The following is a 19,852-nucleotide window of genomic DNA, read 5'->3' as shown; positions in this document are numbered from 1 at the left end:
CCTCCATCCCCCTCTCTTAGTACGACACGTAGACGTCAGTCAGCAGTTCGCTTGCACTCGGATACGGACTTTCCTCGGCGAAGCGGATCGCTTCCTGGATCGCACTGTCTACGGCTTGCTCGATTTCTGTCAGCTCTGTGTCAGACATGGTTTGCGATGTCGTCAAATGATTGCGGAAAGAAGTGATCGCATCCTTTTCATTGAGATGCTCCTGTTTGTCGAGCTCTTTTTTGTACTTCTGCGCATCCCCTTCAAAATGGCCGTAGTTGCGGTAGGTCACACATTCGATCAAAGTCGGCCCCTCGCCCCGCCGCGCACGGGCAACCGCTTCTTCGGCCGCCTGGTAAACAGCCAGCACATCTTTTCCGTCCACGCGCACTCCCGGCATATTGTAACCGCTTGCACGATCAGCGATATGTGTGCAGCTGGAGGCGTATGTAAACGGCGTCGCCTCTCCGTAGCCATTGTTTTCCGCTACAAATACGACAGGCAGCTTCCAGATTGCCGCCAAATTCAAGCCTTCGTGGAAGGTGCCCTGGTTGTTGGCTCCGTCTCCGAAGAAACAAACGCTGACCGCATTGGTCTTTTTCAGCTTGGCGGTCAAGGCAGAGCCGCATGCCAGCGGGAAACCGCCTCCGACGATCCCGTTCGCGCCCAGCATGCCTTTGTCCAGGTCAGCGATGTGCATGGAGCCTCCCTTTCCTTTGCACAAGCCAGTCGCTTTTCCGTATATCTCTGCCATCATTCCATTCAAGTCGCATTCTTTGGCAATGCAGTGGCCGTGGCCGCGATGTGTGCTGGTGATGCTGTCCTGCTGGTTCAGATGGACGCCAAGCCCCACCGCAATCGCTTCCTCCCCTGCATACAAGTGGACAAACCCCGGCAGCTTGCCTTGTCCGAACAATACGTGAACAGCGTCCTCGAACTTGCGAATCTCCAGCATTTTGCGGTACATCCATTTCGCCTGTTCACGGGACAGCACCTGTTCTTCCGCCTGGATTACTTTCATCAGATACGCCTCCTCCATCGTGACTTGTTTGGAACGACCCGGTCGATCGCTCTTGCCTTTTCCTATGTGCAATCTCTGTGCCAGCCAGCAACTGCGCGGTTTTGCGGCTTTTTCTGCTTGGACTGTCGGCACCAGGTAGTACAAAGTGAGACATCGTCCCGTTTTGTCTCATTTTTTCTCACAGCAGCTTGTGGAGCGAAGGCTCACTTGAGATCGGTTTCCCGACTGTACAGATACGATCCAGCCGTCATGACCGTGTGATTGCACGCGAAAAGGTACATCCGCGTTCATGAGCTTTCATACGTTTTTCATGAAAAAGCCGAACCGATTTTCACGCACAAAAAAAGCCGGTTCTTTTTAAGAACCGACCAGTTGACGATGCCTGCCTTTTAACAAATCGAGCGCCTGCTTCGCCTCGTGCGCAAGCGAGTCTGGACAAGCATCCAGCACCGCAACAGATGACTCCGCGTGTGCGTGCAGCAGTTCCTGCAAGCGCAGGACAAACCCTTCCACTCCCCCGGACACTCCCAGCTCGGACAAGCTTGCCATCCGCCCCGGCTGTACTTGCGGAAACTGCTCGACGGGAGCGCCCATAGCTGCCTTTTCGTAAAAAGACTGGATGATCGCTTCGTACGTGCGCCCGCAGCCTTCGACATTGATGAACGCCTGGACCGCAACCGCCCGAGTCAAACGCCGCTGGGCGATCCCGCAAAATTTATATCCTTCAATGGCGAGATCGTAAGTGCCCGGACAATAAGCCCCTTCTACTTCACCGCTGCTCATTTTCGCTCCGTCGTCGCCCAACGTCGCCCGGATCAACTCCACCATCCGCAGAAAAAACGGCTCAGGATTCAAATCAGAAGCGGCAACAGGCATCACCAGCGACAAGTTGATCACTCCCGGCGCCAGCGGAACGGCAGCCCCGCCTGATGGACGGACAGCGGTCTGATACCCCGCTGCCTCCAACTGTCGCACAGCTTCAGCCGCATGCGGTAGCTTGGCATCACGCGCGCCCAAAACAATCGCTTTTTCATGCCGCCACAAGTGAATGACAGGAGCAGTCGTCGGCTCCTGTGAACATAGCCGGGCATACGCCTCGTCTACGCTAAAAGGGATCAACACCTCCCCGCGATACGGCCGGGAGACCGTAGCAAGCAGTTGAACAGGCGTTTGCTCCCACCAATAAAATGGCATGCGTGATCCCCCTCTCGTGCTCTTTCGTCAGAGCCGATACTTTTTCAGCTTGCGGTAAAAAGTGCTGCGCGGAATACCTAGCAGCTCAGCCGCTACCGAAGCGCTGCCGCCGCTTTTTTCCAGAGCTTGCACGATCGTCTGCCGCTCCAGTTGTTCGCGGTAACAGAGCGAGTCGGCTTCGTAAAAAGACGGCTGCTGAATCGACTGTCTGGCCTGCGGACGCAGCTCATAATCAGCTCCTGCCTGCATCACATCGCAAAGTAACCGCTTCCAATCCTCTCGGGGAAGGACTCGCAGACGTTCAACAACGTTGTACAGCTCGCGTATATTGCCCGGCCAGTCATACGCCATCAACTCATCCAGCAACGCTTTTGGCAAATCAAGCTGATAGCCGTTTTTGTGACAGTAGTGGCGAATCAGCAGCGGAATATCTTCTTTTCGCGCCCGCAGCGGCGGCAGTGATACAGGGAGGACGTGCAGCCGATAGTACAAGTCCTCGCGAAAGCTGCCCTCACTCACCTGTTGCCGCAAATTGCGATGCGTAGCGGCGATGACGCGAATATTCAGTGCATGCTCTTCCGTACTGCCGATCGGCGTGACTTTTCGCTCTTGCAGGACGCGCAGCAAAGCGACCTGCATGGCAGCGGGAATCTCCCCGATCTCATCCAAAAACAGCGTGCCGCCGTTCGCTTGCGCCAGCTTTCCTGTATGTCCGCGGCGACGCGCTCCGGTAAACGCCCCCTCCACATACCCGAACAGCTCGCTTTCCATCAGCTCGCGAGGTATAGCGCCACAGTTGACTGCCACAAACGGCCCTTCCCGGCGCGGACTGTTGTCGTGTATCGCTTGTGCGACCAACTCTTTTCCCGTGCCGCTTTCGCCATAGATCACCACGTTCCCGTCCGTCGGCGCGATCCGCTCCAGCTCCCGCAGGACGTTGCAAAAGGCTGCGCTCGTTCCCGGCTCGCCTTGGAAGCGGAATGAGGAGGAACGGTTCACAAACATCCGCGCAAGTCCCGCATCGCTTGTCGCCAGCTCGATCACCCAGCCAATCAAGCCCGGATGACGTTCGGAAAACAACGGCGCTTGCCGCGCTTCGAAAAAGCCGTACTCCGCAACCTCATGTCTTCTCAGATTGGTCCAGTTGGCGATTCGCTTGCGTATATCTGCGCTCGCATACACTACCCGGCCTTCCTGGTTGCAAAAAATGATGGGCCGCTGTCCTTCGCCTAGCAATATCATGGCGCGTTGCAGCAATTCCAGTTCGTCCTGCTGCCGCTGCTTCATCCAAGCCTGCTCGATGGAGTAAGCAAGCGTCATGACAGTCGCCATCGTCTGCGGGTGACTGCGCTCGACAGGACTTGATACGTCAATGATTCCGAGCAGCGAGCCGCTGTCGTCCCGGATGGGGGCCGCAAAGCAGCTCCAGCGATGCGAGGCAACCGAATAGTGCTCGGTTCCGTTGACCATGATCGCTTCTTTTGCCAAAAGCGCCGTGCCGATTGCGTTCGTGCCCACCTCATCCTCTGTCCAGCGTACCCCTTCGACAAAATTGATCGCATTGGCATCGTGAAGCGCCCGCTTTTCGCCACGCATGCTCAAGACGTAGCCCTCGGGGTCAATCACGAGCGCGATCATCCCCACGTCGTGGATAAAAGGCGACAGTCGGTCAATTTGCGGCAAGGCAAGCTCCAGCAGCAGGCGACTATTCTCCTGTTGTCTTTTCAGCGCATCCCCGGCGAGTACAACCTGCCCTGTGCCTGCATACGGGTTTACCCGGCTGCTTTTGCAGCGATGCCACGATTCTGTAATCCGTTTGTTGATTCGTGCTGAGTCAATTACACCTTCTTGAACAAAACGTTTCCACATCCGCAACGAAACGCTTTCCTCGAGCATGCATCAACCACCCTCCGCTCTACGAATCAAGCCTTTTCATCAAGAGTATCCCGAATGTTCAGAAGTTTCAAGGTCTGTCCTCTGATTTCGCACAAACGTCATAGTAGCAAAAGGAGAGGGAAGCAGCTCCCCCTCCTGTTTCGTGAAACAATTAATTGACCTTCACTTCGATCACGGTCGTGACCATTTTCCACGTCTTGCCGCCAGATGGCACTTCCACACTCAGTTGAACCTTGGCTGTGCCAGCCTTTTTGGCGATCAGGCTCTTGCCGTCTGCTGCCACTTCCACTGCGGCGTCATGGTTGTCAATCAGGCGAATGCGGGCTGGCGCCAACTGGTCTTCCGCCACGCGATAGTCGATGATCGCTTCGAGCGGCTTCACTTCACCTGCGGTCAATTCCAGCGAGCTTTGCGGCGCATCGACGCGAATTGGCGCTGTCAGCAAACGTTGTGCGTAGTCGGTAACAACCCCGCTCACACCTGTACGCAACGCTTCCTCAATCTGCGCATTTTCGTTTACGGTGTACACGCCGAGCGGCAATCCGCGATGCTTGGCGTAGCGCGCCAGCTCCGGTGTCAAAATCGCCTGGTCGAGGAAGTATTGGGCATTGAGCTGGATCGCATCTGTGACGAGCTTCTCCGCGTATTGATCCTTCTTCGTTTCCGGCTTGGAGCCGCTCAGCACATAGCCCAGCCCGACTTCCGGATTCAACGCGGCAAAACGGTTCAATACTTCCGAGCTGAAGCTGCAAAGAATGACGTCTTCCACCATGTCATGCGCTTCAATGGCTTCGATGATTTCTTTTTCGTAGCCGATGCTTTTTGCTTCCAGATCGAGTACGGCTTTGCCTTTTGCCGCTTCCAGCAGCTCGTCGAGTGTAGGGATGCGGGCATCTGTAATCTCAGGCTGGTACCAGTCCGGGTTTTCCGGGTCTTGCTTGTTGGCAACCAGTGCGCGAAGCTCTGCCAGCGTGTAGTCTTTTACTTTTCCCGTGCCGTTTGTCGTGCGCTCCAGATCAAAGTCGTGAATCAGGACAAGCTTGCCGTCCTTCGTCTTATGAATGTCCGTCTCCACGATATCTGCTCCCAGGTCAATCGCTTCCTGGAACGAGTACATCGTGTTTTCCGGCTTTTTGGACGGAATGCCGCGGTGCGCGTAGACGATTGGCGGCTGTGTCAACGTCTCGGTCGGATAGGCTGCCAGAGCAGACAACACCGTTTCTGGCTGTGCAGAGATGATTCCGCGCACACCCATGCTGACCAGATCGTGATGCTGCACGGTTCCGGCTTTTTCGATTGCCCATACCGTAATTCCCCGCAGACGGAAATAGCGAGCCACTTCCGCATTCACACGGTCGTAAGGCAAAATCAGCACGTTCGATTTGCTGGCGCGCACGGTTTTTACCAACTGCTTTTGCTTGGCCAAATCAAGCTCGTCCACACCGTCCAGGATCGCGCCGCGGTATTCATCGTTTTTCTCCCGCATTGCACGGACAATCTCCGGGTTGCTCGATACGATGTGCACATCCGTCAAGGAACGCTCTGTCAACAGTTGGTCAACAGCTGGCACCAGCTCCTTCGATTCGATGGACAAAATCGGAATCGCTTTGTTCGCCAATTGATCGAGGGCATCGGCCAAAAGCGGTCTGTCTCCCGCCGACACAATCAGTTGTCCGTCAATATTTTTGCCCACCATCAAAAATACGGAGGAAACACCGGACGAAGCCAATGCCGAGACATCGCCGGATTGATAGCAGCCAATTACTGTCACTGGCGATACAACACCAGTCTCTGGCTCCTTCACGATCAGGACGTTGTCTTTCAAATCGGATTTCGGAATTTTGTCTACGAGAGCATCCGGGCCGAACAGAAGACCTCCCGGAGTCGGATTAGGCTGGTCGACAAAATCTTTGGAAGCGTCGTTCGTATCTTCACCTGTCAAGCGTTCCATCGTGTGACCGCCTGCCACTCCCGGGTGTGCCGTTACTTGCGGGAATTTGGCATCGCCGTATACCATGGCGTCAATGACGCGCGCCTCTGGATCAGCCAAAATCACATGATCGCCGCTGTTAGCCAAATACAGGCTGCCAGTAGCCCACTTCGTCGGCAGCATTTGCGGTACATCGTCCATCGACTCGAAAATTTCAAAGTCCGGCTTCGTCTGGTGACGCTCTACGATGCCATCCGCGTAACGGGCGACAACGATTGGCTGGTACGGTTGAATGATTGTCCCCGGCGGGAACGCGTGCATTCCCTCGCTGCCGCCTTTTGTTTCTTCATCTCCAATCAAATAGCCGCTAATGTCGATAGCTTTATCCGATATGTTCGTAATCTCGACAAATTCGCCCGTGCTTTCATCAAACAGCGGATCATTCATAACCTCTGTGATGATCAAAGAGTCGCTCGGACCAAAGTCCGGTTCTTCCGGCTCCTTGTCGCTCCACGTTCCCGGACTTGGGAACAGCGAGTAAAAGTCGACCGAAGCATCTCCCATTTGCTTGATTCGCTGCAAAGATTCGCCCAAGTTGTTCAACGGCTTGGCCGCCTTGACTTTTTTGCCGTTAAAAGTCGTGTCTTTGATGTACGGAACATAGTCGAGAACGTTGTACTTGTCGTCCATCAGCAGCACGTCATCGCCGCCGTTTGCCATGACAATCGTCCCTGTTGCCCAATCGGTCGGCAGCAAATTCGGCACATCCGGGTCGTCTTGCGGGTTGTACTGCTCGACAGGCGGAAGCTCAAAATCGGGAGTATAGCGGTATTTGGCCTTGTTGATCAGCGACGATTGGGCAATCGTGATGGATTGTCCGGGAGCAAGCTTCGTGCCTTGCGGAAAAGCGAACATTCCCTCGCCGCCGCCTCTTGTTTCCTCATCGCCGATCATGTAGCCGCTAATATCGACGGTTTTCGTTCCAAGATTGGAAATCTCCAAAAACTCGGTTCCATCGTCGGAGCCGTCTGCATCGTACAAAATTTCCGTAATTTTGATCGGCGAGTTTTGCATGATCTGCAAAGCTTCCACGCTCGGTACAGCAGGAATTTCCTCTGGAGCTGGCGCATCAGTCGGCACCTCGGCAGGAGCTTCTCCTGGTGTCGTCTCGGCATCACCTGCGGGCACTTCCCCTGGCGCTTCCGGAGTTGCTGGGCCGTTCTCGCCGGCGGTAGCGTCTTCGGCTGCTCCGGTTTCTGGCGCGTCTGTCCCAGTCTCTTCTGCCTTCGTGTCGCCTGCTGTGCTACTTCCTGCTTCTGCCTCAGTGACCGCTGTCGCATTCTCGGCATGCACCGGGACATTGCTGAGCAGGACGGTCAACGCTAGTACAGATGCTGCCGTTGCCCTCTTTTGCGTTCCTGTTTTGCCTGTTTGCTTCGTCTGCTTTCTTTTCATGCTCCCTCTCCACTCCTTTTGATCATGGTAGTAGTGCGGTTTGTTTGCTTACACGAGCTGCAATCGCTCCAGCAGCATGCTTTTTCCTTGCTGAAGCTTGACCAGCTCTGTGCCCGGCGCATATTCCAAAATCAGCTGGCAATCCGGCGCGGTCTGCGCAAGTGTGGCAAAAACAGGCTCCCAGCTGATGCCGCCTTCTCCAATCGGCAAATGATCGTCTCCTGTTGCGTAGTTGTCATGCAAATGCACGGCAAGCAGTCGGTGCGAAATACTGCGAATGAGTGCCGGAATGTCCCAATCGTTCAAATAAGCGTGTCCGGTGTCGAGCAAGTACCCTGCGACGCTGTCCATTCCATCCAGAAAAGCCGCAAACTCCGCTTCGCTGAAAATCGACGCGCCTTTGTAACCTACATTTTCCACAGCCAGCTTCACGCCGAGCGGCGCGGCTATTTTGCACAGGCGATGAATCGCGTCAGCCGCTCGCATCTGGGCAATTTCCTTGTCAAAGACGGGCGAGAAGCAAAAGCCGGGGTGAATCACGACATGCTCTGCCCCGATGTTATGCGCGAACTGGATCGCTTTCGCGTACTCGGAAAAAGACGCTTCGCGAATCGCTTTGTTCTCGCTGGTCAAGCTGGTGTCCCACGCTGGCGGGTGCACCGTGTACCCTGCGTTGTACTGGGGCAACACTTTGCTCATGCGGGCGATCTGATCGTCCATGGCATCCCATTGCAGCCCGTCCATCAAAAGCTCGATTTTGTCTGCGCCGTGTTCCAGAAGCAGCTCGATATTCGCCTCAATCGGCTGCGTCAAAAGCGCCAAGTCGGAGTAGCAAATTTCTTTTTTCATCCCCGTCACCTCATGCGTAAATGATTTTGTCTTCGCGTATTTCCAGTTGCACCTGATCTCCTTCGTGGATCAGCGTGTCGTTTCCGACGTCGATAACGAGCTTTTGCCCGCCGGACTCGGCAATGACGCGGTAATGATCGCCGAGAAAAATCACGTCCTGCACGCGTGCAGAAAAGCCTGCTTCTTGCGTGAGATATACGTCCTCCGGGCGAAGGAACACGTCGATGTCCGCGACTGCCCGGCTCTCCCCTTTGTACGGAAGCTGGTAAAATCCCAAATCAAGGACGTTGCCACGCTCCGCTGTCTTGACCTTTGCGCGCAAGCGGTTCACTTGCCCGACAAACTGGGCCACAAATGAAGATTTCGGCTTGAGGTAGATCTCTTTCGGCGTACCGCTCTGCTCGATGACCCCTTTGTTCATCACGACAATCCGGTCGGCAATCGCCATCGCTTCTGTCTGGTCATGCGTCACGTATACCGTCGTAATGTGCAGCTTGCGAAACAACTGGGCCAGCTCCAACCGCAGGTGCTCCTTCAATTTGGCATCCAGTGCCGTCAACGGCTCGTCCATCAGCAAAATCATCGGGTCAGTCGCCAGCACGCGGGCAATCGCCACACGCTGCTGCTGCCCGCCAGACAACTGAATAGGCAGTCGCTTGCGCAGCTCCGTCAAGTTCATCAAGGCGAGCAGTTCCTCCAGCTTGGCCTTCTGCTCCTGCTTGCCGATTTTGCGCAGCTTCATGCCGAACATGATGTTTTCTTCCACCGTCATCGTAGGAAACAAGGCGTACTGTTGAAAAACAAAGCCGATCCCCCTCTTTTCCGGCGGAAGCTGGGTAACGTCGCGATCCCCGATCAAAACACGTCCGGCTGTCGGCTGCTCCAGCCCGGCAATCATCCGCAGCAGCGTGCTTTTCCCGCAGCCAGATGGCCCGAGCAGCACCAGCACCTCGCCTGCCGCTACCTGCAAATCGATCGGCTGCAAGGCCGTCGTTCCATCCTGAAAAGTTTTTGATACGCCACGAATGGCAATTTCCATCGATTGCACCGTGCTCTCCTCCATCTACACCCCTCCGTTTCGCGAAAAGGCCGAACTCTGGTTCAGGCGATGCAGCAAGTACATCAGCGGAATCGCCATCGCCAAAAACAGTGTCGTGTACGCACTGCCCAATTCAATCCGCAGCGTCGAGTACGCTTCGTACAGCCCGATCGGCAATGTCACCGTCAGCGGCGTGTACAGGAAAAAGTTCATGTTGAACTCGCCGAGCGACAGCATGAATACCATGACGGCACCGGAGAGAATCGCCCCGCGAATGCTCGGAAAAATCACATGGAAAAAGCGGTACATCGGCCCGGCTCCCAGCGTAGCTGCGCATTCGTCGAGCGTGCGAAAATCTTTTGTCCGCAGCGTGCCGAGCACAGTCCGAAACATCAGCGGAAACGTAATGATTACATGCCCGACCAGCATCAAGGCACCGGATGCGCGCATCGCGGGATACGTCTGAATCAGCGCCAGGGCAATCGCAATGCCTGGTACGGCGATCGGCAAAGACAGCAGTTCCTCCAGCACAAACACCCAGCGGCTTTTCCAACGGTAAAACCAGTAGCCGGCCATCGTGCCCAGCACCGTATTGACCAGCACCGTGCAAAAAGCGAGCACCAGCGTAAAGCCAATCGTATGCCCAAATTTCTCGAATACTTTTGCATACCAGGACAAGGTCACGCCCGCCGAATACATGTCAGCGCCCCAGTACACCGCAAACGATCCGGCAACGGTAAACAACAAGGGAGAGAGGATGAGCGCACTGATCAGAAAAACCAGCACGTAGACCAACGCTTTTCCTGCTGTTTGCATCAAGAACGCCCCTCCTTCTCGACCAGCACGCGATACCCGAGGTTAATCCCCACGCAGACAAGCCCGATGACGACCGCGATCGCACTGGCTACTTCAATGTTGAAATTGAGCGTGAACTCGTTGTACATCAGGATCGGCAAAATATCGAAGTCGTTCGCCAGCGTGAAAGCTGTGCCGAATGCACTCATCGACGTGGAAAAGGCAAGTGCTCCCGCCGAGAGAAAGATCGGATAAAGCGTCGGCAGCACCACATAGCGGAGCGCCTGCCATGGCGTGGCCCCGATAGTTCGGGCAGCCTCCTCCAGCGTCTGGTCAAAATCTTTGATCGCCCCGTACAGCGTCATCACAATGCGCGGAATCTCGAAATACAGGTAGGCCAAAAAAATTCCGGCAATCGTGTAGGCAAACACCAGCTTTTTTTCCCCGGTCAAAAGCTCGGACAACATCGGCAAAATGCCCGTCGAACCAAACAAAATAATGATCATGAAGCCAACGACAACGCCCGGAAAAGAGATCGGAAAAGTCAGCAGCGTAAAGTACAGCGTCTTCCCCGGAAACGAATGCCGGGCCAAAAAGAAAGCGAGCACAGCAGACAAAACCAGCGCAACCAAGGTCACGGACAGAGACAGCCACAAGCTGTTCCACAGCGAGTGCAAATACTGCGGGTTGGTGATGATCTGAGCGTAATTGCCCGCCGTAAGCTCGCCGCCGCGCTGAAAGCTGGCTACGACCAGCACGATGAGCGGATACAGGAAAAAGAACGCAAACAGCAGAAAAATCGGTAAGACAAAGACGGCAACGCCCATTCTTTTCATAGACAAACTCCTCTAGTTGGCAAGAACTTCACTCTTCCAACGCTCGATAAAAGCGTTTTGAACCTGATTCATTTTCGCAAAGTCAACGTCGCGGACGCGCTCATAATCAGCCGCTGGCAAGAACTTGCTTTCGACCTCGCCTGGAATCTGCACGTTGCGGATCGGGCGGACAAAGCCTTTGGCGAACATTTGCTGACCTTCGTCGGAGAGCAGGAAGTCGAGATATTGTTGTCCGGCCTCTTTATGCGGCGCATTTTTGATAATCGACATGGCGTACGGCAGCTTCAGCGAGCCTTCTTTTGGAATGACCACATCGATTGGGCCGTTTTCTTCGTACTTCATCTTGTAGCCGTTGAAATCGGCGTCGATAATGATCGGAATTTCGCCTTTCATCACTTTGGCATTGGCTGTTCCTTTTGGATGGATGACTCCGTTTGCCTCCAGCTTTTTCAAGTAATCGATGCCCGGATTCCAGTTGTCCAAATCGCCGCCCATGGCGAGGTTGGCCGCTACGGTCACGCTGTAGCCTACGGCAGCCGAGGACGGGTCGAGGAATCCGACTTTGCCCTTGTATTCCGGCTTCAAAAGGTCTGCCCACGATTGTGGCGCAGGGGTGCTGCCCAGTGCCTGCTTGTTGACGATGAACGAGATCGCGCCGTAGTGCACTGTCATCCACTTGCCGTCAGCGTCTTTCAACGCTGCGGGAATCTCGTCAAAATGCGGCGGCTTGTAGCCTTCCACCAAATCTTTCTCGACCGCCTGAGAGCCGAAGACGATTCCGTAGTAGACCGCATCGGCGATCGGGCTGTCTTTTTCCGCAATCATCGCTGTCACGGATTGGCCGCTGTTTTTATTGTCATTCGGTACTTCGATCCCGGTCTTATCCTTGAACGCCTGGCGAATCGTGCCAAAGCTCGCCCATTCATCAGAGTTGTTGTACACAATCGCCATTTTTCCGGCGCCCCCAGCTGCTCCAGTTGCGCTTCCCGCCGCAGAGCAACCGACCATACCCACCATTGCCACTGCCAAGGTCAAGCCAAGCCAACCACGTTTCATCCTCTGATTCCTCCTGTCGTTTTGAGCGGAACACAAAAAGGGAGACACAAAAAAAACACATAGTCCTTCCGCATGCCACCTGGCGCACGTACGAAGAAACTATGGGTTTTCACATGTCTCCACCCAATGGTTCCGAAGCTATTTGCTTGTTGCTTTTACTATAAGCCTTGAATGTTAAGAGAGTGTGTTACAATTTTTAATGAATGTTAAAGATTGGTAAAATATTGACAATAAAATGTATAATAAATATACTCAAAGTGATTTAATTACATTTTTTTACTTTGAAGGTAATATGAGTAAACAAAATCTCTTACTAGTTGCTGGCGCACTTCTTTTATCAACTTTAGCTTATCCAGATACCGGAGTAGCAAAAGAGTCTTCTTCATCTATGCTCATCAGTAAAAGTAGTAACGAGCGATTTGTAAAAGAAATCGGAAAATATATTCCCAAGAATAGGAAATCAATACTTAGTACAAACGATCTTGAAAAAATAGCAAATGGCACCGCTCAAGCTCTAATGGAGAGTATGGTTATTTCCGCAGTCGATACAGAATCCCCTTGGGCTGAACAAATAAAGAAAGGCATATTTAAAGTAAAGAAAATTATTCCTGTGCATGACTTGGAAGATCGCTTATCAGAGGTTCTTGTTATTTTCACAGAAGGGTTCGTTATTGTGGACTCCGATAGCGGCGAGCTGCTTCAATTCTCCTTTGAAAAGATTGATTCTTCATATTTCGATAATAACAAAACTTTATATTCTAACCAGTTTCAGCATTTTTCAGTTAATCACGATGGCGTTGTAATTGAAGGTAAGGATAAAGGAAAGTCAATAGATGAATTGAAGAGGGAAAACAATAGCGAGCCAAACAAAAAGAGAATTATAAACACTACTCAGATGCAGAATAAATGGGAGAATACCACTGAAGATACGCTAGATTCACTATTTTCAACTTTTCTTTCAGGTGCTAACGAAGGATACGACGGCGACTATATTACAGATCCAGGCGTATGGTTAAAAAAATACTTAGAAAATGATGGATATACAAATGTCAAAGTATCCGAAGAGTATAGCCAATCTTACTATGTTCCTGACATAAATCAGGATGATAGTCCATGGGATAACTACGATAATGATTGCGCATTAATTAGCACATTAGAAATTATGAACTATCACTCTAACTTATCCTCTTCCAATAAAAAGAAAGCATACGACGCAATGATTAAATCAAAATACTTTGTTAAACCGGACAACGGGGTCTATCCTTGGGATAATGCTAACTTATACAAAATTGCAGCTAACGCAGTAGGGGATTCATCTCAATCCACAAGTGATGATGAAGAAATAGTCACCCCAGATTACGACGATATTAAAAACTATTTAGATAGTGATGGGCCAGGGTATTATAGCATGGACTCGAAACCTTACTATGATCATACAGTCACTGTTAAGGGAGCCAAAGAATACGAGGCAACTTTTCGAGATAGCAATGATACACGCCACGTATGGACTTACGAGTTTCTTAGGATAAATGATCACTGGGGAGCGACTTCTAAAGACGCTTATATCCGCCCCATTTATTTGTCTACCTACTATGTTTCGATAAAACACAACTAAATAGTATTTCAGATAGTGAAGTGCGGTTTGTTATGACTTTGTATTTCAAAATGCAATACACGCTCACCATGGAGGATCTATGCCAATTCCCCTGTCCCACATTTTTTACTCCCTGTTCTTTCTTGTCATCTTCCTAATCTACTTTTCTTTGGTACTTCGCCGCGCAGGATGGCGCCAAAGGAAGTGGCAGATCGTATTTGCTCTTTCCTTGCTCATCCTTATTCAATTGTTTTTTTGGGACAGAGAATTTCAACATGCTCTAAAAAGTTATCTGGCCCCTAGCCATTCCTTCCAGTGTGAGGAACTCAAACTGCCACTTCCTGAACGTACAGTTTTTGAAGGTATAACAGACAGCTGCTCACCATTTTATCGGACGTACTCCAATGAGAATGAGTTTAATGCTTTTTACAATGAAGTATTGCCAATATTGAAAAACGAAGGAAAGATTAGCAGCTTTCATGCTTTGGTCAATGAATCAAGTTTTTTAGTTTATGAAGGAGGAAAAATTCTAAAGATACAATATAAGTACTTGAGTAACGATTATTACCGCTTGAAAATTACCTATCCTTATAAAGAAAACCCTACTCCTTAGCAAGGAAGGTGAAAAAGACGATGGCTACGCTCTTTTCCAGCAGCCATCGTCCTTTTTTGTCACTCACACATACTCATGCGCCAGCAGCAAAAACACGCTGGACGTCCACGTAAACGCCCTGTCTCTCAGTCCCGCACCGGACAGGGGATCGAAGTTCTCCGCCATCCCGCTTGCCGCCGCCATCCGGCAAAAGCGTCGGGCAATTTCCTGGGAAAGCTTTTGTTCGCCCGCACGGCGCAAGCCATCGACCAACAGCATGGTCACCGGCGCCCAAATCGGGCCGAGCCAGTAGCCATCGCTGCGGTAAAACGGGCTTGCCGGGCTCTCCGTAGCCAGTCCGTGGTCCGTTAAAAAGCGCTGCTGCACGTCTGCGATCATCTGCTCACGCATCGCTTCGGGCAGCTTTTCGCCAAGCACAAGCGGCATGTAGCAGATCAAGCTGTCACCTCGGGTGGGCTGGTCGCTCCCCGAACGTGTCGCAAAAAACTTCTTTCCATCCCAATGCTGCGCCAGCAATCGCTGCAAAGTCGCTTCCGACTTCTCTTCCCAGGCTTGCGCCTCGTCATCCCGACCCAACCGCTTCGCCACTCCCGCCAACACATCCATTTGCAACACGAGATACGCGGGCAAATCCGGGCTTTCAATCGGTGTTCCGTCGAGAAAAACCGTGCTGTTGTCCCAGCCGCAATCATAGCCGTGATTGTATTGAGGAATGCCGTCCTGATCATCATCGCGGTAGCGGAACCACCAGTCCGTCCAACGGCATAGCGGCTCGTACATCGCTGTCAGCATCTCATCGGTAACATCGTCGTTGCGCGCCAGCATCCAGCCCAGCGTCCAGCCGTGAATCGGCGGCTTGCAGCAGTTCCAGAGCGCATACCTGTCGTTGATAAAATCGGGGAACACGCCGCTCTCGTCCTGCCTGTCGATAAACACCATCAACTGATCCCAGGCGAGCGGCAAATTCCAGCGGGTCAAGGCCATCGCATTGAAACAATGATCCCAGCTCCAGATGTTGGTCATCCAGTTTTTCGACATGTACATCGCCGGACGCGGCAAATACCCTTCTGGCCTTACGACACATGACCACGTTATATACGCTGCCAGCTCGCGCGCTTCTGCCAGCCCGTCTTCACGAGCAGCTTCCGAGAGTGGAAGCGTCTGTCCCAGCCATTCGCGATACTCTTGCTCCACCCGAGCGCGACCGGAAGCAAAATCAGGATAGCTGCGCTCCCGCCACACCGTCTGAAATTCCTCGATTACGCCCTCCAGCTCACCCGTCTGACCGTCAGGCAAAAACGACAGCTTGACCTGATTGTCTCGCGTCGCCTTCCACGCGTCTTCTACCGCCACTTTTCCAGCAAGCGGTGTCAGTCGAAAGTGCAGCTCGGTCGTAAAATGGTTGACTACGAGGCAGTCGGCTGGTGCTGGCATGACGTAATCCGCTGCCTCCGATTCCACCACCAGCCGCAAGCCGACACCCCGTCCGCGAACCTGAACAAGCTGCGGCTCGCCCATGCACAATTCCAGCTCGCCTTGCTCTGCCCGCAGCACGAGCACAGTTGGCGTAGCGACTGCTTCAAAAGGAACGGCCACCCCGCCGTCTACCAGCTCCAGGCGAAATACAGCTCCGTCACGATTGTCTCCGCCACGCACGTTGCGCAAGTACAGTCCCTCGGCTCGCCTGTCACTGCCAAGCCGGGAAACGACGAGAAAAGACCCGTATCGGCTAAAAGGAACGATTCCCAAATCAAACTGCATATGTTTCACCCCGTAGTTGCTGTGTAGTTGCTTTGCGCTCGCACTTTTCCAGCAAGCGAACCGTCCGCACTGCCATCCACCAGACAAGCGCACTTGCCCCCAGCAAGATCGGCAGCGCAGGCAAGACAAGCATGACGCCCACGCACAAAAACACGCCGCCAACCGTCACCATAGCGTGCAGGGGAAAAGCCGCCACCGACCAGAACGACTGCCTGATTCCTGCCCAAAAGCCGCGATCCAAGCGCACAAGCAAGGCAAAAGCGTGACAGCAAATCGCGGTATGCAGAAGACTGATTCCGGCCAACAAAGCTGCGCAGACAAGGCTCCATTTTGTGCCCAGACCAAGGAAAAAAATCAGGTCGCCCCACAACACGACTCCCGAGAGCAAAAGGGCATATCCCAATAGCTGGCTTCGCCAAAAGTAACGGCGGTACGCATACCAGAAAGCGGCTGCAAGCCCTCTGTCATCCCTGTTTCCGCCTGGGCCTTGCCCGCCAAGCACCTCATGCATAGCTGCGGTCGCCGGAAAAACGCCAAGCACGACGCCTCCCAAAAGCGTGCCGCCGATCCAGAGCAGGTGGGCTACTTCCAGCCGCAACAGCCACTCTCCGCATTGATGAACCGACCAGAATGCTCCTTCCCATTTCTCCCGATGTTTCACCTGCCACGCCTCCTTACTTGATGCCGACCCCTGCCGCGTTGTCGACGATATACCGCTGGGCGAGGAAAAAGAGCACGAGCGGCGGCAGCGAGATCAGGATCGTGACCGCCATCAGCCCGGTCGCTTCCACGTCGTACATGCCTTTGAACTGCGCAAGCCCGAGCGTCAAAGTGTACTGGCTCTGGTCATTCAAAAAGATCAACGGCCCCAAATAATCATTCCAAGTGTTCATAATGTTGAAGACGCTAATCAAAATCAGCGCAGGCATCATCAGCGGAACCACGATGCGCGCGTAAATCTGGAACGGGCCTGCCCCATCGATGCGTGCCGCTTCATCCAGCTCGCGAGGAATTGTCAAAATAAACTGACGCATCAAGAAAATATAGAACGGCGCCCCGAAAAAGGAGGGCACAATTAATGGCTTCAAGGTATTAATCCAGTTCAAGTAATTAAATTCCATATACAGCGGAATCATCGTCACTTCCCACGGAATCATCATCGTCGCCAGCACGACCATGAACAGGAAGTCCCTGCCTTTAAACGTAAATCTGGCAAACCCGTATGCCACCAGCGATGAGGAAATCAGCTGGCCGATCGTCGTCAAGAGCGTCACGCTCAACGAATTTTGCAAAAACAGATTGAACGGCTGCGACATCCACGCATTGGCGAAGTTCTCCCAGTGCAAGACGTCAGGAATCCATTTGGGCGGATACGTGTAAATCTCCTGATCCGACTTCAACGCAGTAGAGACCATCCAGTAAAACGGAGCCAGAAACAGAAAGGAGAAAAAGATCAAGCTCGTATACGATATCGCTTTGCGAATCAAGCTTCCTCCCCTCCCTTGCGATTGTCACCTTCGTAGTACACCCAGCCTCCGGATGTTTTGAAGACGATGAAAGTCAGCACCAAAATGATCAAAAACATAAACCACGAGTTCGCCGACGCATATCCCATCTTGAAGTATTTGAAGGCGTTGTCGTACGCGTACATGGCGTAAAAGTAAGTCGATTGCAACGGCCCGCCCCCGGTGAGCAAAAGCGCCAGGCTGAGCTGCTGAAACGCGCTGATGATCGTCATGATCAGGTTGAACAAAAGCGTCGGGCTGATCATCGGCAGTGTGATGCGAAAAAACTTGTGCACCGTACCCGCGCCGTCAATGGATGCAGCTTCATACAAGCTTTCGGGAATCCCTTTCAGCCCTGCGAGAAAAATCAGCACCATCGAGCCTTGCCCCCACAGACTGGCGATGACCATGGCGACGAGCGCCCACGAAGTGTCATTCAACCAATCCGGCCCGGTAATTCCGATCAGGCTGAGCAAGTAGTTGAAAATGCCGTACTCGCCGTCATACACCCAGGCCCAGATCATCGCCAGCGCCACGCCGGAAATCACGCTCGGCAAGTAGAACACCGTCCGGAAAAAGCCGCTTGCCCGCACTTTTTGGTTAAGCATGATCGCCAAAAACAGGGCGATGATCAGATTGAGCGGCACAAACAGCAGGGCGAACTTGATCGTTACCCAAAGCGATTGCCAAAACAGCGGGTCATCGGTAAACATGTTGACGTAGTTGTCCAGCCCGACAAAGGTAACCTCCCCCACTACAGGCCAGTCAAAAAAGCTCATTACGAGCGAAAACAGCATCGGTCCCAGCGTAAAAGCGAGAAAGCCGATGATCCATGGGAGGATAAAAAGATAGGGGGTGAGAAGCGCCCCCCAGTTCATTTTTTTGGGTTGTACGGTCATGGCAGGCTGCTCACGCGTCACGATTGTCTCTGTTTTCACGTCCCTGACATCCTTCCCTTATTTTTGCATGTACTTCTGGGAGTCCTTGACCGCCTTGTTCAGCAGCTCTTCGGCATTTTGGCCCAGCATGATCGCATTGACCGCCGCCGAGAGGTTGCGATTGATCTCGTTCCAATGCGGGTGCAAAAGGAACGCTGGCGTATCGTTCGACTTCTCCAGCATCTTGTAAAACGGAGCGTACAGGGCGTCCTGATCGAGCTTTTTCTCCTGAACCACGCTGATCCGTACAGGCAGATCGGACGTGCGCATTTTGATCGCTTCACTGGAAACGAAGTATTTCACGAACTCCCAAGCCAGCTCTTTATGCTTGGAGTCTTTGGCGATCGACACCGAGGAAGTGGCGATGACACCTTTGCCCTGTTTGCCAGGGAACTGCGGCATTACGACCGTGCCGAAATCGACGTTTGCCTTTTTGTAAGACTCCAGCGACCATACGCCGTTGTCATACATCGCCAGCTTGCCAGCTTTGAACAAGTCGTTTCCGCTTTGCTGATTTTTGCCTCCGACGAGCACCGCGCTCTTTTCCTTCGTCAGATCGCTGAAAACTTGCAAAGCTTGCGCGGTTTCTTTGCTATTCATGAATCCATCGATCGATTTTCCATCCGGGCTGATAAAGCTGCTGCCATTGCTCCAGACCACTTCCTGCAGGTCGTACGTATCCGGCTCAGAGCGAACGGCAAATCCGTACTGCTTCTTCTCACGGACCGTCAGCTGTTTGGCTGCTGCTTTAAAGTCGTCGTACGTCCAGCCGTCTGTCGGCAGTGGCACATTCGCCTCGTTGAACAGCTTTTTGTTGTAAAACATGACGCGCGTCGAGAACCCGGCAGGCAATCCGTACAAGTTCCCGTTGTAGCGGTTGTAATTCAGGAGTCCTTGATAAAAGTCGTCGATGGCGACTGTCGAATCTTTTTTTGCAAATTCATCCAGCGGCTCAAGCGACGCATGGTAAGTCGGGAAATCCCACATGTACATGACATCCGGCGGGTTTTTCGCACCGAATGCCGCGACCAGCTTCTGGTCAAAACCATCGGCATACGCTTCGACCTGCACTTTCACGCCGGGATTTTTTTGTTCGAATTTCTTCGCGATATCTTGCTGAATTTTCAGCATTTCATCCGTGTCCCATGTCGCAAAGCGCAATGTAACCGTTTCCTTTTTTTCAGACGATGTCGGCGTTGTGCTGCCAGTGTTACTGCCCGTGTTTTGTGTCTCTGCTGGCTGGCTTTGCGAACAACCCGTCACTACAGCGAGAAGTAGTGCCATCCCGGCTGTCATCCATTTTGACGCCATCTTTTTCATCTGTGCCCCCCCTTGAGTTACAGCCTGATTTTTCTCCATTCTAATGAAAGAAAAAATATGGG

General features: G+C 52.8%; 16 protein-coding genes. 2 read left to right on the top strand and 14 right to left on the bottom strand.

Going from position 1 to position 19,852, the window contains the following annotated elements:
* Window positions 1-16: 16 nt before the first annotated feature.
* From IRJ17_RS05120 to IRJ17_RS05080, 9 genes are all read right to left on the bottom strand, one after another.
* Entirely contained in the window at window positions 17-1,009 is a 993-nt protein-coding gene (locus IRJ17_RS05120) for a thiamine pyrophosphate-dependent dehydrogenase E1 component subunit alpha (RefSeq protein ID WP_122962319.1), read from the bottom strand.
* 357 nt (window positions 1,010-1,366) lie between these two features.
* Complete coding sequence (locus IRJ17_RS05115; RefSeq protein ID WP_173597240.1) at window positions 1,367-2,203, bottom strand: lipoate--protein ligase family protein; 837 nt, start codon at window positions 2,201-2,203, stop codon at window positions 1,367-1,369.
* Window positions 2,204-2,230: 27 nt separating this feature from the next.
* Entirely contained in the window at window positions 2,231-4,099 is a 1,869-nt protein-coding gene (locus tag IRJ17_RS05110; RefSeq protein ID WP_242773559.1) for a sigma-54-dependent Fis family transcriptional regulator, read from the bottom strand.
* Window positions 4,100-4,250: 151 nt separating this feature from the next.
* A complete protein-coding gene (locus IRJ17_RS05105; RefSeq protein ID WP_242773556.1) occupies window positions 4,251-7,484 on the bottom strand; it encodes a glycerophosphodiester phosphodiesterase family protein in 3,234 nt (1,077 codons plus the stop codon).
* A gap of 48 nt (window positions 7,485-7,532) precedes the next feature.
* Entirely contained in the window at window positions 7,533-8,333 is an 801-nt protein-coding gene (locus IRJ17_RS05100; RefSeq protein WP_173598943.1) for a sugar phosphate isomerase/epimerase family protein, read from the bottom strand.
* A 10-nt stretch (window positions 8,334-8,343) separates the two neighbouring features.
* Window positions 8,344-9,396 carry an ABC transporter ATP-binding protein gene (locus tag IRJ17_RS05095; RefSeq protein WP_242773553.1) on the bottom strand — a complete coding sequence of 351 codons (1,053 nt, stop codon included), beginning with the start codon at window positions 9,394-9,396 and terminating at the stop codon, window positions 8,344-8,346.
* Complete coding sequence (locus IRJ17_RS05090; RefSeq protein WP_122962313.1) at window positions 9,397-10,188, bottom strand: ABC transporter permease; 792 nt, start codon at window positions 10,186-10,188, stop codon at window positions 9,397-9,399.
* Entirely contained in the window at window positions 10,188-11,003 is an 816-nt protein-coding gene (locus tag IRJ17_RS05085) for an ABC transporter permease (RefSeq protein ID WP_242773550.1), read from the bottom strand. Before IRJ17_RS05085 ends, IRJ17_RS05090 begins: the two co-directional genes overlap by 1 nt.
* A gap of 12 nt (window positions 11,004-11,015) precedes the next feature.
* A complete protein-coding gene (locus IRJ17_RS05080) occupies window positions 11,016-12,059 on the bottom strand; it encodes an extracellular solute-binding protein (protein ID WP_173598942.1) in 1,044 nt (347 codons plus the stop codon).
* A gap of 292 nt (window positions 12,060-12,351) precedes the next feature.
* Between IRJ17_RS05080 and IRJ17_RS05075 the strand changes: the two genes are divergently transcribed.
* Both IRJ17_RS05075 and IRJ17_RS05070 read left to right on the top strand, forming a co-directional pair.
* Window positions 12,352-13,674, top strand: a complete 1,323-nt coding sequence (locus IRJ17_RS05075; RefSeq protein ID WP_242773546.1) for a hypothetical protein — start codon at window positions 12,352-12,354, stop codon at window positions 13,672-13,674.
* 79 nt (window positions 13,675-13,753) lie between these two features.
* Complete coding sequence (locus IRJ17_RS05070; protein WP_122962309.1) at window positions 13,754-14,266, top strand: hypothetical protein; 513 nt, start codon at window positions 13,754-13,756, stop codon at window positions 14,264-14,266.
* A 63-nt stretch (window positions 14,267-14,329) separates the two neighbouring features.
* Here IRJ17_RS05070 and IRJ17_RS05065 read toward each other — a convergent pair whose 3' ends face one another.
* The 5 genes from IRJ17_RS05065 to IRJ17_RS05045 are packed head-to-tail and all read right to left on the bottom strand — an operon-like array spanning window position 14,330 to window position 19,790.
* Window positions 14,330-16,027: an amylo-alpha-1,6-glucosidase gene (locus IRJ17_RS05065; RefSeq protein WP_242773543.1), complete on the bottom strand. Its 1,698-nt coding sequence runs from the start codon at window positions 16,025-16,027 to the stop codon at window positions 14,330-14,332.
* On the bottom strand, window positions 16,017-16,688 hold the full coding sequence (locus IRJ17_RS05060; RefSeq protein ID WP_242773541.1) for a YesL family protein: 672 nt from the start codon (window positions 16,686-16,688) through the stop codon (window positions 16,017-16,019). The genes IRJ17_RS05065 and IRJ17_RS05060 overlap by 11 nt, the downstream gene beginning before the upstream one ends.
* 13 nt (window positions 16,689-16,701) lie before the next feature.
* Complete coding sequence (locus IRJ17_RS05055; RefSeq protein ID WP_083955838.1) at window positions 16,702-17,514, bottom strand: carbohydrate ABC transporter permease; 813 nt, start codon at window positions 17,512-17,514, stop codon at window positions 16,702-16,704.
* Complete coding sequence (locus IRJ17_RS05050) at window positions 17,511-18,431, bottom strand: carbohydrate ABC transporter permease (protein WP_173597297.1); 921 nt, start codon at window positions 18,429-18,431, stop codon at window positions 17,511-17,513. The genes IRJ17_RS05055 and IRJ17_RS05050 overlap by 4 nt, the downstream gene beginning before the upstream one ends.
* A gap of 57 nt (window positions 18,432-18,488) precedes the next feature.
* Window positions 18,489-19,790 (bottom strand): ABC transporter substrate-binding protein, encoded by a 1,302-nt coding sequence (locus IRJ17_RS05045; RefSeq protein ID WP_173597235.1) that lies wholly within the window; start codon window positions 19,788-19,790, stop codon window positions 18,489-18,491.
* Window positions 19,791-19,852: the final 62 nt, after the last annotated feature.

This window comes from Brevibacillus parabrevis (assembly GCF_022701015.1).
In the GTDB taxonomy this organism is placed as follows: Bacteria; Bacillota; Bacilli; order Brevibacillales; family Brevibacillaceae; genus Brevibacillus; species Brevibacillus parabrevis.
This window is presented reverse-complemented; position numbering and strand designations above follow the sequence as displayed.

Bases quoted from the DNA above. Each gene is read 5' to 3' on its own strand.
- IRJ17_RS05120 (WP_122962319.1), bottom strand. From the start codon at position 1,009: ATGAAAGTAATCCAGGCGGAAGAACAGGTGCTGTCCCGTGAACAGGCG.
- IRJ17_RS05115 (WP_173597240.1), bottom strand. From the start codon at position 2,203: ATGCCATTTTATTGGTGGGAGCAAACGCCTGTTCAACTGCTTGCTACG.
- IRJ17_RS05110 (WP_242773559.1), bottom strand. From the start codon at position 4,099: ATGCTCGAGGAAAGCGTTTCGTTGCGGATGTGGAAACGTTTTGTTCAA.
- IRJ17_RS05105 (WP_242773556.1), bottom strand. From the start codon at position 7,484: ATGAAAAGAAAGCAGACGAAGCAAACAGGCAAAACAGGAACGCAAAAG.
- IRJ17_RS05100 (WP_173598943.1), bottom strand. From the start codon at position 8,333: ATGAAAAAAGAAATTTGCTACTCCGACTTGGCGCTTTTGACGCAGCCG.
- IRJ17_RS05095 (WP_242773553.1), bottom strand. From the start codon at position 9,396: ATGGAGGAGAGCACGGTGCAATCGATGGAAATTGCCATTCGTGGCGTA.
- IRJ17_RS05090 (WP_122962313.1), bottom strand. From the start codon at position 10,188: ATGCAAACAGCAGGAAAAGCGTTGGTCTACGTGCTGGTTTTTCTGATC.
- IRJ17_RS05085 (WP_242773550.1), bottom strand. From the start codon at position 11,003: ATGAAAAGAATGGGCGTTGCCGTCTTTGTCTTACCGATTTTTCTGCTG.
- IRJ17_RS05080 (WP_173598942.1), bottom strand. From the start codon at position 12,059: ATGAAACGTGGTTGGCTTGGCTTGACCTTGGCAGTGGCAATGGTGGGT.
- IRJ17_RS05075 (WP_242773546.1), top strand. From the start codon at position 12,352: ATGAGTAAACAAAATCTCTTACTAGTTGCTGGCGCACTTCTTTTATCA.
- IRJ17_RS05070 (WP_122962309.1), top strand. From the start codon at position 13,754: ATGCCAATTCCCCTGTCCCACATTTTTTACTCCCTGTTCTTTCTTGTC.
- IRJ17_RS05065 (WP_242773543.1), bottom strand. From the start codon at position 16,027: ATGCAGTTTGATTTGGGAATCGTTCCTTTTAGCCGATACGGGTCTTTT.
- IRJ17_RS05050 (WP_173597297.1), bottom strand. From the start codon at position 18,431: ATGACCGTACAACCCAAAAAAATGAACTGGGGGGCGCTTCTCACCCCC.
- IRJ17_RS05045 (WP_173597235.1), bottom strand. From the start codon at position 19,790: ATGAAAAAGATGGCGTCAAAATGGATGACAGCCGGGATGGCACTACTT.